Source organism: Paenibacillus sonchi, assembly GCF_016772475.1.
Lineage (GTDB): Bacteria > Bacillota > Bacilli > Paenibacillales > Paenibacillaceae > Paenibacillus_AQ > Paenibacillus_AQ sonchi.
In genome coordinates this window covers 2955507-2971959 of record NZ_CP068595.1, presented here as the reverse complement: position 1 = coordinate 2971959, position 16453 = coordinate 2955507, and the positions used below count along the sequence as shown (strand labels likewise).

The window sequence follows — 16453 nt, the reverse complement described above, 5'->3', positions numbered from 1 at the left end:
CGGGGAATTAACCCTTCACCGAGCCTGCCGCTATTCCCTCAACAATGTAACGCTGCATGAACAGATAGAAAATGACGATTGGAGCAACCCCAAGGGTCAGTGCCGGAAGCGCCATATCCCATTGCTTCGTATATTGCCCGAAGAACGAGAAGGTAGCCAGCGGAATGGTGCGCAGTCCGGGCGCCTGAAGAATCAGCGACGGGAGCAGATAATCGTTCCAGATGCCAAGCGCATTTAAAACGATGATCGTCATCAGCATCGGCTTCAATAAAGGAAGCACGATCCGGAAGAATGCCGAGATCGGATTACAGCCGTCGACGGTTGCCGCCTCTTCAATCTCAAGCGGCACCGATTTGATGAAGCCGTGGAACAGGAAGATCGCCATCGGAATACTTAACCCCAGATTGGAGATAATCAGACCGGCAAAGGAGTTATTGACCCCAAGGATATTAACGACTTTCAGGATCGGAATCATAATGGTCTGAAACGGAACCACCATCGCCGCTACGAACAGCAGCAGCAGAATTTGATTGAACCGTGTGTTGGCGCGGACCATCCGGTAAGCAGCCATTGCGCTGAACAGCGAGATCAGAACCACAGAGATGATAGTTACAATCAGCGAATTGCGGAACGCTTCGGAGAAGCGGGCTAACTTCCAGGCATTTGTGTAGTTGGACCACATGAATTCCTGCGGCCAGCTTGCCGCATTGCTTAGAATCTCACCGAAGGACTTCACCGAGTTCGCCAGCAGGAAATAGAAAGGGGAAAGAAACAGCAAGGCCAGCAGGATCATAAGCACTTCAATTCCGATGTTCCATCTGCCTTTAGACTTTGCTTTCATTAAGCTTCTACCTCCTTGCTCTTCGTCACACGGACCTGAATGACGGTGATGATCGCTACAATCAGGAAGAAGAGCAGCGCTTTGGCCGTACCCAGACCATAACGGTTGTTCAGGAAGGCTTCATTGTAAATATTCATGGCCACAGATTCCGTGGATTTGAACGGTCCGCCTTTCGTCAGGGACAGGTTCAGGTCGAACATTTTGAAGGACCAGGAAATGGCCAGGAACAGGCCAATCGTTACCGCAGGCATAATCAAAGGAACAATAATGCTGCGGAGCACCTGCATGCGGGAAGCCCCGTCAATCTCAGCCGCCTCCAGCACCTCTTTGGATACATTGCTGAGTGAAGCGATGTAGATCACCATCAGATAACCCGAGGACTGCCAGACAAAAACCATGACAATCGCCCAGAAGCCGGTAGTTGCATCCCCGAGCCAGGGAAGATTAAAGAAGGACCAGCCGGTGATATCGCCCATCGTGGCAAAACCCTTGATAAAAATGAACTGCCATATAAACCCAAGCAGCAATCCCCCGATCACATTCGGCATGAAAAAAATGGTACGGAGCATATTGCGTGTTTTTAATGGTTTTGTCAGAAAATAGGCCAGAAAAAAACCTACTATATTGGTCAAAACTACTCCCAGCACAGTAAATCTCACGGTGAACCAGAAGGATGACCAGAAATCCGGATCGTTTGTAAAAATCGCTGTAAAGTTATCAGCGCCAACCCAGCTCACATTCCCCGATACTCCATTCCAGTCCGTGAAGGAATAGTACATCCCCATCAGAAATGGAATAATCGTAATCAGGGTGAAAAACAATAATGCCGGACCGACAAAAAAAGTCTGTTGACCAAATTGGGACAACTTTGAACCGCGCATTCACCCGTCCCCCTTTCTTTTACTCACTTACTTGTTTATGATCTAAACATATTATCTGTTTTTTGAAGGGTCTCTTACACCTACTCAGGTGATCTTTCAGGTGTAAAATATTGATCGGATGTGACAAGAATCGATGAAATGGAACAGTATCCGCACGAAACTGATTGTTTTTTTACTCCTTCCAACTCTGGTTTGTATTCTGGCTACGATGTTTATCAGCTACTCCTACACGACGAAGTCTCTGCGGACCCGGGCGGTGGATGAGAATACGAATCTTCTATACCAAGGCTCCAAAAATATCAGCAGCTTCATTCAGGACGTAAACCGGCTGTCCCTTACGATCTACTCGGATTCGGACTTTTACCGGCAGCTTGAAGCGGGCTACGACGATATGTCGGCCAACATCCGTATTTATTCTTCGCTGAATTATATCCTGACCTCCATGCCTGACATCTTTCAGGTCTATCTATACCGCGTCAAGGACAGCAAAGCGACGCTCTTATCCCATAACGCCACGCCAAAGCGCTGGCAGGGAATCCCTCCCTACAGTGACTCCAGGATCACGGATGCCTATCCCTTATCCATCCAGAGCACCCATATCAGCAACACCTACGGGCTGAATTCTCCGCTCCCGCAGCTGACGGCCGAGCCGGTATTCACCCTGCACAGAAGGATTGAGCGGATTCCTTCCACCGAGGCGCTGGGCTACCTTTCCATTGATGTGAAGCTGACTGCTTTTACGGATATCATGAATCAGCTGTACGAGCAGGATAAGGAAAACATCTATCTGGTGGATGACAGCGGCACTCTCGTCTACAGCCATGATGAAGCCGCTCTCGGCAAGCCGCTGAATGCCTCCTGGTATGACAAGCCAATCGCGGGAAACGGCCTGTCCCAGGGATATTTTGAAAAAGACGGCGCCGTGTTTATCTATCAGAAGATTGAAAGCCCGGGCCTGAACTGGACGCTGGTGAAGCAGATTCCGGTCTCCTACCTGTTCCGTGAAGCCAAGGAAGCGGCAAGAATCAATATTCTGCTGCTGGTGCTGCTGATGATTATGATCATTGCACTGACAATTCTGATCTCCTTCCGGATTACGGCCCCCATTAAGCAGCTGACCCGGTACATGAATCAGGTGCAGACCGGCAATCTTGAGATTGATATCCGGCCAGCCGGCAAGGATGAAATCGGCCTCGTTACCGAGCGCTTCCGCAGCATGATGGATACGATCAACAACCTGATTCTGCGGGAGTACCGGCTGGAGCTGTCGAATAAAACCAATGAGCTGAGGGCGCTGCAATCGCAGATTAATCCTCATTTCCTGAACAATACGCTGCAGATTATCGGTACCCTTGCTCTGGAGCTTAAGGTGCCGCAGATTTATGCCCTGCTCTCCGCGCTGGCCAAGATGATGCGCTACAGCATGTACAATGATGAAAAGATTGTTACGGTACAAGATGAGCTGGACCATGTAAAAGCCTATGTCGAGCTGCAAAAGGAACGTTTTGAAAATAAATTTACTTTCCGCTACGATATGGAAGAATCGCTGCTGAAGGCGCTGATGCCCAAAATGATCCTCCAGCCCATCGTGGAGAATTACTTCAAGCATGGCTTCAATCTCGCCCGCACCGACGGCCTGATTGAAATTAAGGCGGCCCGGCTCGCCTCCGGGCGGATGGAGATTACCGTCCGGAACAACGGCAGCTCCATTCCCGCAGCGAAGCTGGAAGCCCTCCGGGAGGAGCTTCAGCATCCCGGCAGGCTGGATATAGACATGCTGAAAGAGACTGACAGCAACGACAGCAAGCGGGATGCCCCGGGGGCCCGGATCGGCCTGCCCAACGTGCTGGCCCGGCTGCGGCTGGTCTGCGGGGACAGCGCTCTGCTGATTGTGGACAATGATAAGGCCGGCGGAGTCATCGTCCGATTGGAAATTGATATTGTAGTGGAGAGTGAAACCATATGAAGGCGCTGATTGTAGACGACGAAGCCAGAGTCCGGAAGGCGGTCAGACTTCTGGTCGACTGGGATGCCCATCAGATCGCGGAAATTCTGGAGGCCGGCAACGGCAATGAAGCCATCGGGCTGATCCGCAAGGAGAAGCCTGCCCTGGTCATCATGGATATGATGATGGAATCGGGCAACGGGATCGAGCTGATGTCCTGGGTCAATGAATTCGCCGGCAACACCAAATTTATTGTAGTCAGCGGCCATAATGATTTTGATTTTGTCCGCCAGACGGTCCGCCATGGCGGGATTGACTATATTCTGAAGCCCATCGAGCCGGAAATGATCAATAACGCAGTAGCCAAGGCGGTTGCCGCCTGGCGGTCCGAGGAAGAAGAACGCAGCCACCGGCAGAGGCAGAGCATCCGCCTGAATGAAATCAGACCCATTTACGGGGAAAAGCTGCTGTCGGCGCTGATCGATGATCCGATCAATGCGGAATCCTCACTGCGCAGGCTGTGGGACGACGGGGTAATCCCGCATACCGCCACAGTCTCACGGCTGATTCTGGTGCAGACCGATCCCGGCAACAACCCGCTGATCAAACGCTTTGGGGGAGACAGCGAACTGCTGTATTACGCCATCGTCAACATCTGCAACGAATTCCTGCACCTGCAGAGCAAGGGAATTGCCTTCCGGTATTGGGGAGGCCCGCCGGAAATCGCTATGATCCTGTGGGATGTCCGGGAGCCTGTTGCCGAGCTGATCAACCGGATCAACGAGGGCATTTACATGACGCTGCAGTTCCGGATGCATTTTGGCATCAGCTCCGTGGGAGCCCTGCCGGGGGGACTGCCGGCTGAACGCACAGAAGCCGCCGAAGCCTTGCTCCGGCGGAATCTGTTAAGACATGAGGATTACTGCCACTACTCCTCCTCTGAACCTGCAGATACCGGAAGTGAACCTCCGGTTATCTTTGCCGACGTGCAGGAGGAATGGAGAATGGCGGTCATCAGCGGCAACCCGGAGGTGCTGTCAGCCGCAGCCCGGCATTGGACTCAGGAGCTGAGCCGCCGGGGTGTCGTTACCCCGGAGATGCTGAATTCCTGGAAGGCTGATGCCCTGCTGTTCCGTTCCCGGCTGGTACGGGAAGCCCTCGGCGGACAAGCAGACAGCGCTCTGGCAGAGCTTGAGCGTGCGGATGCATTGAACCCGGCTCCCCTGCCAAGCGGCTATTCCTTCTCTTTGTTCGCCTGGCGCGACTGGTCCTTTGCTGTGCTGCAGCGCCTCTCGCAGGAGCTTACGGCCAGAGCAGTGAAGGAGCGCAACCCGATGACGGAAATTGTGAAATACATCGAACAGAACTATCCGTCCGACCTGTCGCTGCAAGAAGTGGCCGGCAAATTCTACGTCAGCCGTGAATACATCTCCCGCAAATTCAAGCAGGAATACGGCATTAATTTCTCCGATTATATCGGCAGTGTCAGAATCGAAAAGGCCAAACTGCTGCTGCAGAATCCCAACCTGAAGCTGTCGCAGATTTCGGAGATGGTCGGCTTTCACGATGTCAAATATTTCAGCAAGGTATTCAAAAAACAGGTTGGCCTCTCGCCCAAGGACTACCGGGCCCAGATCACCCCTGATTATTCATTTTTTTAATCGGGTCATTCGTCCATACAGGGATTGAGGAAGGTGCATATCTTGGGTCTGTAAGATAATAACGCGAAGGAGGTAGTGCAATGAGCGGTTGCGGAAATATTGGAGGACTTGTTACTTCCACTACTACAATCTTGGTGCTGTATATTCTGTTGGTGATTATCCTCAAAACATTCTAATCAGACTTATGCCAAAAAAAATGAGAGCCTACATTCGTGTAGGTTCTCATCCGATTATTAAGTGTACAATAAGGTGATAACAAGCAGTTCATAAAGCACAAGGGTTAATATCGCCTCATCGCTGCTGCTTCCAAAAAAAGCCCGTTGTCCTCCGTAATTTTTTACTCCCAAATAAAATAACCCCCGGTCGCATCCCAAAATTCTTCCAAAAATTACTTGACCGTCTAATGTCTGTACGCGAACAAACTGATTGGCATGTTGTCTGCATATACTGTGTAAGTGATGTCTAACGGATTTCAGGTTCTGGACATAATTATTGTCAGCTTGGTACAGCACTTTTTGCTGTGACGCCATTTGGATACCCATGGTAAGCACTACCTTCCTGTTATAATTACTACATAGTATGCCTAGAGTGCTTTGGGTGTTCATGAGATAACCGGCTGTCCAGCCTTACTTAACCGATCGTTTCCCCGTACCATTTCAGAAAAGCGTCCGCCACCGCCTTACCGGCAATGCCGTTCGGATGCGGGTCGTCCGTATTGCTCATATACTCCGCCCGGACTCTATGATCCAATGGAGCCGGCATGGACAGTACGGCTGCGATATCAAATACGCGGTTAACCCCCGCCGGCGGAGCCGAAAGAATCTGCGCGTTCACGCACCTCCAGGCCTCCTCCCGCTCGCCTTCAAAGTTAAACGGCGGCACGGTGCCCAGGATGATCTCCACGTCCGGGTTAGCCTCTCTGATCAGAGAGACGATATGCGCGAGGTCTGCAAGAAGCTCTGCTGCCGAGCGCTTGCCGATACCCAGATCGTTCACACCCAGCACGATCAGCACCTCATCCCCCTGCTTCGCCTTGTTCAGCCAAGCGCCGTCAGTAGCCGCATCATAGGCTCTCCCCCACCCTGATCCGAGGTTCCACAGCCCATACCCGGTTCCAAGCCCTTCGGCAATCCGCGCCACCCAGTAGGAATATTCATCCTTTGCTGTCCGCACCCCTTGCGTAATGGAATCTCCCAGGAATACGAGCTTTTTATCCACTTTTTTCTTATACCCGATATAACTTGGCAGCACCAGGAGCTTGTCCGATACGCTGAAGGAAGCGTCCGATTCCTGCCCGGCGTAATTTCCGGGGGTATCGTAGGCGGAGACGAGCATCCCCTCCACATTGTACGGGAAGGTTTTGCCGGGAGCAGCCGTTCTAATCGTCCAGGTAAAAGCCAGATAGTGGCCCTCCGGCAGCACAAGCGCCGCTTCGTCACTCCAAAAGACCTCCCCTGGTGCCACCTGCTTTGCTGTTTCTCCCAAGAAAGTTACAGGCACCTGCGAGCCCGGCATGACCGTACCATCCGGCTCCAGCCCTCCGTCGGCAATATACGCCGCCTCGATGCTCCATTTCCCTCCCGGCTCGCTCCCTCTTGCTTCAACGCCAATATCCCAGGTGGAATCCACCGCATTGCAGTGCCAGAATTTCAGGGTCACGCTCCCATTCTCGCGCAGACGGATGTATGTCCGGTAGGTGTGGGTGAATGGTTCCGCCCAGTTCATGATATAATTGGCGGCTGTGGACAGCGCCATAGCCGAGGTGTAATCAGACTGGCTGAACACACCGGTTTGTTCCTCTTGACTGTGCATCGTGAAGTAGCTCCTTCTTTCATACGGTTCTGTAAACAATCACAGTATACGGACATAATAGCCATTAAACTAATACGATTCAGCCGATATATAATACTATTTTGATCTTGAACGGGTGGATTGTCCCTTTCCAGACTGCTTCAGCCCGCAGCGGACAAGTTCCCCCACAGCAAAAAAACCTCTCAGGGCGGCAGGGACGCCTTCGCAGGCGGCCGCCGGACAGAGAGGTTTTTGTTCGTTTCAGGAATTCCGCAGAATGCTTATTCTTAGTTCAGTGTAATGGTGAATGCTACGGACTTCGCCCCTGCTTTTACACTCACTGTAGATGCATCTGCCAGGTCTGCTCCATCCACGGAGGCAATCGTGCCCAGGTCCTTCACAGCCAGAGTGAAGGCCTTGCCGCTGCCTTCGGCGGTAACGGAGATGGTGCTGCCTTTACGCCCAGCCTTAACGGTCAGCTCAGGCGCGCCATTAATGTCACGGACCGTTGCAGTAGTTGAAGCACCGTCTTCCAGCGAGTACAGGCCGAATTTCACGCCATCGGCAAAATCATAATCCGGACGGGTGTCCACACTGCCGGTAGCCAGCAGTGAGTTCTGGCGGACGAAGAGCGGAAGGCTGAAGAAATCATATGTTTCCTTGCGCCATGATCCGCCTTGTACGGTTTCACCGCTAAGCAGGTGGGTCCAGCGGCCAGCCGGCAGATAATATTTCACTTCGCCGTTCTCCTGGAAGATCGGAGCAACCAGCAGGGAATCTCCCAGCATGTATTGACGGTCCAGAATTTCGCAAGTCGGATCTTCCGGGAACTCCATAACCATTGCGCGCATCGAGGCCCAGCCCTGTTCATGCGCCTGTCCGGCCACATCATACAGGTAAGGCATCAGGCTGCATTTGAGCTTGGTGAAGAAGCGGGTTACATCCACGGCTTCGTCATCGTATGCCCAAGGCACGCGGTACGAAGTGCTGCCGTGCAGGCGGCTGTGGCTGGAGAGCAGGCCGAACGCCAGCCAGCGTTTGAATACATGCGCCGGAGCCGTATTCTCGAAGCCGCCGATATCATGGCTCCAGAAGCCGAAGCCGGACAGGCCGAGCGACAAGCCGCCGCGGAGGCTTTCTGCCATCGACTCGTAGTCCGCGTAACAGTCGCCGCCCCAGTGAACCGGGAACTGCTGCCCGCCGGCCGTTGCCGAGCGCGCGAATACGGCGGCTTCATTTTTGCCCAGCTTCTCTTCCAATACTTCAAAGACCACCTTGTTATACAGCTGTGTGTAATAGTTGTGCATTTTCTGCGGATCGGAGCCGTCGAAATACACCACATCAGTTGGAATCCGTTCGCCGAAGTCCGTCTTGAAGCTGTCTACGCCCATATCCACCAGATCACGCAGGTAGCCGGCATACCACTCACAGGCCGCAGGGTTCGTGAAATCCACGAGTCCCATCCCCGCCTGCCACAGATCGGTCTGGTACACGTCGCCGTTTGCTTTTTTGATCAGATAGCCGTTTTTCTTGCCTTCTTCAAACAGCGGTGAGCGCTGTCCGATATAAGAGTTGATCCACACGCAGATTTTCAGGCCTTTTTCCTTCAGGCGTTTCAGCATGCCGACCGGGTCCGGGAATACGCGCGGGTCCCATTGGAAATCGGTCCATTGGTATTCACGCATCCAGAAGCAGTCGAAGTGGAAAACATGCAGCGGCAGATCCCGTTCGGCCATGCCTTCTACGAAGGAATTGACAGTCGCTTCATCGTAGTCGGTAGTGAACGAAGTCGTCAGCCACAGGCCGAAAGTCCATGCCGGAGGCAGCGCAGGCTTGCCGGTAAGGGAGGTATATTTAGTAATAACCTCCTTAATGGAAGGTCCCTCGATGACAAAGTACTCCAGGCTTTGGCCTGCTACGCTGAATTGGGCTTTTTTCACTTTTTCCGAAGCGATTTCATACGAAACCAGCTCCGGGTGGTTAACAAATACGCCGTAGCCCTTGCTTGTTACGTAGAACGGAATGTTCTTGTAGGCCTGCTCGGAGCTGGTGCCGCCATCCTTATTCCAGATGTCTACCACCTGTCCGTTTTTGACAAAAGCGGTAAAGCGCTCGCCCAGACCGTAGACGAATTCGCCTACGCCGAGATCCAGCTCTTCACGCATGAACGTGTTGCCGTCCTGGTCTGTAATGTAGGCCATCGATTTGAAACCGCTGCCGGTAATGCGCTCGTCGCCCCGGTAGAAGTCCACGGACCAGTGAGTGCCTTTGTTGATCACCACACGAAGCCCGCCGCTGATCAGCACGGTCTGTGCTTCGGTTTCTTCGATTTGGACATGATCGCCGGTACCCTTGGTCAATTCAAAAGCCGGACCGTGGTCCACCACGCCATCATTATGAATGATTTTAACGCCTACCACGCCCGGAAGCGGGGAATGGAATTTCACAGTCAGGAGCGTAGAGTTCAGTGTTGCCGCGCGTCCTGTAATTGGAGTTGTCTGCGTAACAGCGGTCAAACCTTCGGCAGTTTTTTCTACCACATAGTTCTGAACCGCACCGTTGATGTTGATTCCGTCGCGAACCAGCCAGAGGCCGTCTGTAAATTTCATGTATGACTTGCCACCCTTCAATTTGGTGTTTATAGTTGCATTATAACGATAATAATTAGACAAAACTAATATATTATAGCTCATTTATAACACTATTCTGATGTCCCATCAAAAAGGAGGCTTATCATGGACCGTACCTCGCAGCGTCTGCTGAAAGAAGACCGTGTACATGGCGATGTGATGTTTCCGCTCGCCGCTTACTGGATTGAGCTTCCGGCCGGAACCCCTGTCCTGGATACCCATTGGCATGAAGAAGCCGAATTCTTCCTGCTGCTGGAAGGCGAGATTATGTTTCAGGTGGATACCGATTACTTCCCGCTCCGTCCGGGTGAAGCGGTGTTCATCGAATCCGGTGACATCCATGCCGCGTATGCGCTCCAGGACAGCCCCTGCCGGTTCTGCGCACTGGTCTTCCATCCTGATCTTCTGGCCAGCGCTCAATATGACACCATTCAGCAGACGGTGATTCTGCCGCTTCTGGAGAAGCGCCAAAGCTTCCCGCGGCATATTTCCCCCGGCATCCCATGGCAGCTTGAGCTGCTGCGCCATCTGGAGCGCATGATGGAGGCATATGATAATAAATTGCCCGGATTCGAGGCCTTTATGAAAGGAACTTTGCTCATCATGCTCTCCCAGATCGCCATCGAGGGCCGTTCCGTAAACCGCAGCCAGTCGGAGAGCGCCGATACAACCAAGATCAACCGGCTCAAAAAGGTTATTCTCTATATTCAGGACAACTACCAGGAACCGATCCGCACCCGCGATCTCTCCGAGCTGATTCCGATGAGTGAAGGGCAATTCTGCCGCTTCTTCAAAGCCATGACCCGCAAAACGCCAGTCGACTATATCAACTCTTACCGTATCCGCCAGGCGGCAGATCTTCTGCAGCAGACGGAACGCAAAATCTCCGACATCGCCCTTGAGGTCGGCTTCGACAACGTCAGCTATTTCATTAAGGTGTTCCGCAAGGCAATGAAATGCTCGCCTTCAGAGTTCCGCAAAGGACAGGGGCAGGTCTCTGCACAGGGGCAGCTGTATCCATAAGACCGGGCCGATTGTCCAGCCGCGGCGCAAACATTACGTTCAAGGGCATTCAAATACCCGGCACTGTTTGACCACAGCCAACTATATAGAGTGAACTTGAAAAACTAACAAAAGGGAAAAGGGATGGAGGGGAAGTTTGGAACTGGAGGAGCGAATGCGTCCGCCTTTGTCTGCGGATTTCCACCGCGAACAGCGGTACAAATCAAGAAATCTGCAGACAACAGCGGCCGGAAGTCCAAACATTCTCCGTAGTCCCGACGAAGTCCCTAATGTAAATATCTTAAGTTCACTCTATATAGCCATTCGCTGCACCGCTAATGCCCCCGGCCAAATTAAGTGGAAAAAGGATCACTAATTCCGCTATATTTACGTTGTTATCAGAAATAAGTGGAAAAACTCCACTTAATTCAGCCTTTACCTCTGTTTTAGGCCGAAATCAGCTAAATTAAGTGGAGAAATTCCAACTACTGCTTTCCGCAGCTCAACTAGGGCACCATGAAGTGGAGAAATTCCAACTAATCGGTGCCCAACCTGCTGCCATTCACCTAGTGAAGGGTTGAGCTGAACCTGCATAACGCGGCTACCAACTATACAATGGGAAGCTGTGCTAAATCTACCCTTTCTTCCGTATCACAATAAAGCATGTGCTGTCCGGCAGCGGCACCTCTCGCCCGCTCTCATCCATAACCATTACCCGGCCCCGCAGCGCGTCCGTATAGCCTTCCTGCAAATAGTGGCGGAAGACTTCAAGCTCCGCCCTTTCGCCCAGGGTCTGCTGAATGAAGGCCTTAAACTGGGACGGAGTGAAATAGCCGAACTGCTCCTGGACCTCATGGACATAGGCCTCTTCCCCCAGGTGTAGGTGTACAGAAACTCCATGGCATCGTTGACCGGCATCAGCACCTCTTGTTCATCAATCCGCTCATATTGAATGACCCGTCCGGCAAAATCCTTGGCATAGCGCTCCAGCGCCGCCATTCCGCCCTCCTCCAGCAAACGGACCCGCCGCCGCTGATCCAGCGGCTCGGTCATAATGCCGTCGCGGATAATGATCGCCCCGCCGTCGGCCAGCACCTCAAAGCTGCTCACCAGTGCCGCTGCTACGGTCGCATGATTGAACTTTGTGCCGTTCAGCGGCACATAGGAATACAGCTCATGCAGAATTGAGGAGAAAATCACAGTATCCACTGTGCCCGGCTCTACGAAGTCCTTCAGGTTCAGCGCATCGCCCTGCAGCACTTCCCAGAGGCGCCCCTCCCGCTGCTTCCTCTGGCGCAGCGCCTCCACCACATTGCTGGAAATGTCGATGCCGACCGGGATAACTCCCGGCAATCGCTCCTCGATCAGATCCAGCAGCACACCGCCGCCGGGGCCGATGTCCAGCACCTTCCGGCCGGTGACATACTCCAGAATGACCGCTTTATAGTCTGCCGTCTCATTCATTTGGCTCAAATACGTATCCTCATTATGGAACCGGTCAAAGGCATCGCGACGCAGCTCGAACAAATCGAACAGCATCAGCACAGCCCGTTCGTAGAGTGCCGACTTTTCGGCCTCCATGCAGAACTCGATCAGCTTCTCAGCCGCCGGAGAGAATTCGAAATTGAAAAAGAGGGTGTCCGGCAAATGCTCCTCCCGCCGCAGCCGGTGAACCAGATGCGGATTACCCGGCGGGGTGGCTCCATTCAGAATATCCTCCCAGGCCAGACCGGACAAATACTTTTCGATAATCCGTTTCTTATAGACATTAATCTTCTTGACGCCTTTGTAGTCATAATAAATGCTGTTCATGACTGCCTCGAAGCTGATATGGTTCAGGCCGGACAGCTTGCTGCCGCATGCGGTAAGTGCCATTACCTTAAGGAATTGCTCCAGCGAAAAGGTCTGCAGCGCCGATTCCACATACCAGAAAGTGATAGGCTGCATAGGTTCCAGGACACCGGGATTGAATCCCTCCTCCAGCAGGCTGCTCCACTCCTCATCATAATCCTCACCCCCGGCAATCGCCCCGGCGCGCATTCTGCGCAGACGCTCCTTCATCGGCACCCCGCCATGTAAATCCCCGGAAGAGATTACTGCAATCAGCCCCATCACTTCAGTGCGCACCGCCTGCCACAGCTCAGGGGACACGGCGGAAATAATGCAGTGATTCAGCGCGAACAGCAGCCGCTCCAGCTCATCGGCGGTCAGCAGCCCTTCCTCCACCAACGCCGCCAGCGGACGGTTCACGGAAGGCGGCACTTCACCGCGGATCTGCTGCCCGATCAGTCCATGGGTCCCGATCAGCCGGTGCACGATCTCTTGCTTGGCTGCCTCGGTGCCGCCCGGCTCCAGCGCCGGAACCGCCTGCCCGCCGTACGCCTCCACCCCGGTTCTACCTGTATGTCTCAGGTATAACTCGGCCGAACCGATATTATGTACAAAAATATTAATGCCCTCTGCCTGCCATAGACGGCGCTGGCGCAGAGTTCCGCCTTTAGCCGTTTCTGCCCAGACCAGCGTTTCTTCCGCCAGCTCCTTAATCCAGTAGGACAGAGGCAGACTATCGAGCAGGCGAAGGCTCCGCTCCACATATTCCAGCACCGGGTTGATGTATTCCAGCTCTTGCAGTGAGTCAACCCGTTCCAGATTGACTATCGTTTCTTCCGCTTGAACAATATAGTCCAGCCAGGGATAACTCCCGCCGGACAGCTTGCCGTCCTCACGGTACGCTTCAATGGCTTGCAGGGATTTCAGCATGCGGATCGCCTCCTGATTCTGTTGTATAGGCCGTAACCTCAAACAGCAGGCCCCCGGATGGAAGCTTGCTGTTTGATGCATAATGCGGTTCTGGACAAGTACTAGACTACTTTATCAACCTGGCTGCCCGGGGGAACCGTTGTCTTATTGGCTTCTGCATAGACCTCTAATTCCGGCCTGGAAGGACTGCCTTCGTTGTCAGTGGTGGCCGGGTCCTCCTGATCCTGCACGTCCGCAGAAGATTCGTCCCGGATAACCGGCGAAGGTGCCGATTGTACATTTTCTTTCAGTTGTTCCTGAACGTCCATAGCAATGCTCATTAGCTTCTGGTCCAGGCTGGTTACTTTTTGAAGGAGACCTGCCGACTTCCCAGAGATGCTGTTTTCCCAGGATTTCGCTTCAGTCCGCAAGGTGGTTTGGGCTATTCGCACAGCACTGCTTTGCTTCAAATCATTGCCCGCAGATATAACGCCGTTCATGTTGTATGTAGTATAGGCAAGCTGCTGCTCTTCAGGCGTTTGTTTGTCCGGACTCCACGATTCTTGAAGAGCCTCATCCTTCTTTTTGGGGTTGTCTTCCTCCAGACCTTTTGTCTTGTTCTGATTGTCGATAGCCTGCTTTTGAATTTGCTGCTCCAGCTGCTGAATTTGCTCATCCATTGAGGCAAGCTCGGCCTGGATAGCTTCTTGGCTCTCCCCTCTTTTTAGGGCGTTGCCCAGATACTCGGAACGCCTGTCCATCAGGGACTGCTTCTGCTTGTTCAAATGGTCAAGCAGCTTTGATTCCGGTCTACCCGGAATCCTCATGTTTGAACCGGGGTTCTGTTCCGTTCCCCTTCGCTGCTGCCGGTCATGATCGGCTACCGGAAATAGCGGGCGCTGAATAGAACGCGATACATTCATAGGTTACCTCCTAAATTGTATATGCATATACTAAAAAAAGTATATTCAATATCAATATCGGCCGTATCCGTAATTCTTATAAATGTTCGTGTACTTCTATTTCATAGAACAGCTCTACGTCCCGAACCGCTGCCGGTACCCGCATTTGCGGCACAGCTCCTCTACCGCTTCCCGGCGGGAGAAGCCATAGAACAGATTGTTCGCGCGTTCGCCCTCGATAATCTCGGAGAACGGCTTCTCATGGAGATTGCCGAGGTTGATTACGCCCTCGCCATCCAGACAGCACGGGACCACCGTGCCGTCGACCAGCACCGCCGCCTGGCTGCGCAGCGCGTGGCAGAAGCCTTTGCCGTCATCCTCCGGCTCGCTTAAGGCAGGCCATCTGAACTCGTGGTCCTGGTTCAGATAGACGCGCGGGGCAATCTTCACCCCGCTGCCGGGCACCACCTTTTCTTCAATGTTGAAATCCAGATTGAAGGCTTCCTCCAGCAGCGCCAGCGTCTCGCGGTTGCGCTGCTTCTCCAGATTCGTCCGGTTGTCCTCGGTCAGATTCCACAGCCGGAAGGAGACAATAACGCCCTGGGCCGTGACCTCACGCACAAAAGAAATAATCTCCGACACATATCCCTCCCGGTTCTCCGAGCCCGCATGGCCGTCGAAGCTGTGCAGCGAGAAATTCATCTGCCGCAGCGCCGGCTTGCCGAGCAGCTTCGGTCCAGCCTTATGAATCAGTGTCCCGTTGGTCGTGATGTTGACCCTGAACCCTTTGGCGTGGGCGGCATCCAGCAGCTCGCCAAGCTTCGGATGCAGCAGCGGCTCGCCTTTGACATGCAGATAGATATGATTGCTGTGGGGTTTGATCTCATCGAGAATGGTATTAAAGGTATCCAGCTTCATGAAGTTTTTCTGCCGCTCCGTGGGCGGGCAGAAGCTGCAAGCCAGGTTGCAGACACTTGTAATCTCGATGTAGACTTTTTTAAAAGTTTTCAAGTTCCGCTCCCCATTTCAAAATTCGTTCAAAGGCTTCAGCTACAGGTCCGAGGCATAGCGGAGGCCGATCTGTGCTCTGGCTTCCTCCATGACCTCAGCGACTGCAAGCGAATTGGCATGGCTGTTCACACTGCTCTCGCGCTGCCCGCTCCGGATCAGGCGGATAAATTCCTCCACCTCATAATACATCGGCTCGAATACCTGCGGCAGGGTAAGTTCCTCCACCGTACCGTCGCGGTAGTGGATTTTGACCTGGTAAGGCTGGTTGATCTTGTCGATCACCATCGTGCCATTCTCCCCCTGGATTTCGGCAGGCAGATAAGAGTCGGCAATCTTGGAATGCATGACTACAGCATCCATATCCGGATAACGCATCACAATGCTGCCCTCGCCGTCTACGCCGGAAGCCAGCATCAGGCCTACCGCCCGCACCGACTCCGGTTTGCCGAACAGCGCCACCATCGGATACAGGCAATAGATGCCCAGATCCATCAGGGAACCGTTGGAGAAGGCCGGATTGAAAGCGTTCAGCACGGTCCCCTGGCGGTAAGCATCATATCTCGATGAATATTGACAATAACCCGCAAAATAACGGCGCACCTGTCCCAGCTTGTACAGGTTGTCCTGGATCACCCCGAAGTTCGGCATAAAGGTGGATTTCATCGCTTCCATAAACAGCACATCGTTGTCCCGCGCCGCTTCGATCATCGACCGCAGCTCCGCGCTGTTGGAGGCCGCAGGCTTTTCACAGATCACATGCTTCCCGTGGTTCATACAGACAAGCGCATGTTCAGCATGCATCGAATTGGGGCTGGCAATATATACCGCATCCACTTCCCCGCTGGCCACCATTTTCTCCAGATTCGTATATATGGAAGCGCCAGCATATTTTGCCGCAAAATCGCGCCCCTTCTCCTCTGTACGGGAGTATACAGCAGTAAGGATAAATTCCTCATTCTCAAGACCCGCTTGAATGAAACGGTCTGTAATCCAGTTGGTTCCAATAACCCCGAATCGAATTGTCATGAAGTGATCCCGTCCTTTTTAGTT

The 16453-nt window shown here is 53.0% G+C and carries 11 protein-coding genes and 1 pseudogene; 4 read left to right on the top strand and 8 right to left on the bottom strand.

From position 1 onward, the window contains the following. Positions 1 to 7: 7 nt before the first annotated feature. Both JI735_RS13550 and JI735_RS13545 read right to left on the bottom strand, forming a co-directional pair. Complete coding sequence (locus JI735_RS13550) at positions 8 to 841, bottom strand: carbohydrate ABC transporter permease (protein WP_039834091.1); 834 nt, start codon at positions 839 to 841, stop codon at positions 8 to 10. Then, positions 841 to 1722 carry a carbohydrate ABC transporter permease gene (locus JI735_RS13545; RefSeq protein WP_039834092.1) on the bottom strand — a complete coding sequence of 294 codons (882 nt, stop codon included), beginning with the start codon at positions 1720 to 1722 and terminating at the stop codon, positions 841 to 843. The genes JI735_RS13550 and JI735_RS13545 overlap by 1 nt, the downstream gene beginning before the upstream one ends. Positions 1723 to 1855: 133 nt before the next feature. Here JI735_RS13545 and JI735_RS13540 point away from each other — a divergent pair, with 133 nt between their 5' ends. The 3 genes from JI735_RS13540 to JI735_RS35665 all read left to right on the top strand — a co-directional run bounded on the left by JI735_RS13540 (position 1856) and on the right by JI735_RS35665 (position 5504). Beyond that, positions 1856 to 3688 (top strand): cache domain-containing sensor histidine kinase, encoded by a 1833-nt coding sequence (locus JI735_RS13540; protein WP_039834093.1) that lies wholly within the window; start codon positions 1856 to 1858, stop codon positions 3686 to 3688. Further along, complete coding sequence (locus tag JI735_RS13535; RefSeq protein WP_202677466.1) at positions 3685 to 5328, top strand: helix-turn-helix domain-containing protein; 1644 nt, start codon at positions 3685 to 3687, stop codon at positions 5326 to 5328. The genes JI735_RS13540 and JI735_RS13535 overlap by 4 nt, the downstream gene beginning before the upstream one ends. Positions 5329 to 5408: 80 nt before the next feature. After that, the gene (locus tag JI735_RS35665; protein ID WP_020425876.1) at positions 5409 to 5504 is read left to right on the top strand and encodes a hypothetical protein; all 96 of its coding nucleotides are present in this window, start codon (positions 5409 to 5411) and stop codon (positions 5502 to 5504) included. A gap of 454 nt (positions 5505 to 5958) precedes the next feature. On the opposite strand, the gene JI735_RS13530 is transcribed toward JI735_RS35665, so the two are convergent. Beyond that, positions 5959 to 7140, bottom strand: coding sequence for an SGNH/GDSL hydrolase family protein (locus JI735_RS13530; RefSeq protein WP_202677465.1), 1182 nt, complete (start codon positions 7138 to 7140; stop codon positions 5959 to 5961). 266 nt (positions 7141 to 7406) lie between these two features. Continuing rightward, a complete protein-coding gene (yicI, locus tag JI735_RS13525) occupies positions 7407 to 9728 on the bottom strand; it encodes an alpha-xylosidase (protein WP_202677464.1) in 2322 nt (773 codons plus the stop codon). 126 nt (positions 9729 to 9854) lie between these two features. Here yicI and JI735_RS13520 point away from each other — a divergent pair, with 126 nt between their 5' ends. Then, the gene (locus tag JI735_RS13520; protein WP_039834102.1) at positions 9855 to 10772 is read left to right on the top strand and encodes an AraC family transcriptional regulator; all 918 of its coding nucleotides are present in this window, start codon (positions 9855 to 9857) and stop codon (positions 10770 to 10772) included. A gap of 613 nt (positions 10773 to 11385) precedes the next feature. Here the strand turns inward: JI735_RS13520 and JI735_RS13515 are convergent. From JI735_RS13515 to JI735_RS13500, 4 genes and pseudogenes are all read right to left on the bottom strand, one after another. Beyond that, positions 11386 to 13511: pseudogene (locus JI735_RS13515) on the bottom strand (class I SAM-dependent methyltransferase). Between the two features lie 101 nt (positions 13512 to 13612). Continuing rightward, positions 13613 to 14413, bottom strand: a complete 801-nt coding sequence (locus JI735_RS13510; RefSeq protein ID WP_051051628.1) for a hypothetical protein — start codon at positions 14411 to 14413, stop codon at positions 13613 to 13615. A gap of 114 nt (positions 14414 to 14527) precedes the next feature. Further along, positions 14528 to 15403, bottom strand: a complete 876-nt coding sequence (locus JI735_RS13505) for a radical SAM/SPASM domain-containing protein (RefSeq protein WP_039834107.1) — start codon at positions 15401 to 15403, stop codon at positions 14528 to 14530. Between the two features lie 39 nt (positions 15404 to 15442). Next, entirely contained in the window at positions 15443 to 16429 is a 987-nt protein-coding gene (locus JI735_RS13500; RefSeq protein WP_039834108.1) for a Gfo/Idh/MocA family protein, read from the bottom strand. Positions 16430 to 16453: the final 24 nt, after the last annotated feature.

Excerpts from the sequence above, each read along its gene's own strand:
- JI735_RS13545 (WP_039834092.1), bottom strand. The coding sequence starts at position 1,722 with ATGCGCGGTTCAAAGTTGTCCCAATTTGGTCAACAGACTTTTTTTGTC.
- yicI (WP_202677464.1), bottom strand. The coding sequence starts at position 9,728 with ATGAAATTTACAGACGGCCTCTGGCTGGTTCGCGACGGAATCAACATC.
- JI735_RS13530 (WP_202677465.1), bottom strand. The coding sequence starts at position 7,140 with ATGCACAGTCAAGAGGAACAAACCGGTGTGTTCAGCCAGTCTGATTAC.
- JI735_RS13510 (WP_051051628.1), bottom strand. The coding sequence starts at position 14,413 with ATGAATGTATCGCGTTCTATTCAGCGCCCGCTATTTCCGGTAGCCGAT.
- JI735_RS35665 (WP_020425876.1), top strand. The coding sequence starts at position 5,409 with ATGAGCGGTTGCGGAAATATTGGAGGACTTGTTACTTCCACTACTACA.
- JI735_RS13535 (WP_202677466.1), top strand. The coding sequence starts at position 3,685 with ATGAAGGCGCTGATTGTAGACGACGAAGCCAGAGTCCGGAAGGCGGTC.
- JI735_RS13540 (WP_039834093.1), top strand. The coding sequence starts at position 1,856 with ATGAAATGGAACAGTATCCGCACGAAACTGATTGTTTTTTTACTCCTT.
- JI735_RS13520 (WP_039834102.1), top strand. The coding sequence starts at position 9,855 with ATGGACCGTACCTCGCAGCGTCTGCTGAAAGAAGACCGTGTACATGGC.
- JI735_RS13500 (WP_039834108.1), bottom strand. The coding sequence starts at position 16,429 with ATGACAATTCGATTCGGGGTTATTGGAACCAACTGGATTACAGACCGT.
- JI735_RS13550 (WP_039834091.1), bottom strand. The coding sequence starts at position 841 with ATGAAAGCAAAGTCTAAAGGCAGATGGAACATCGGAATTGAAGTGCTT.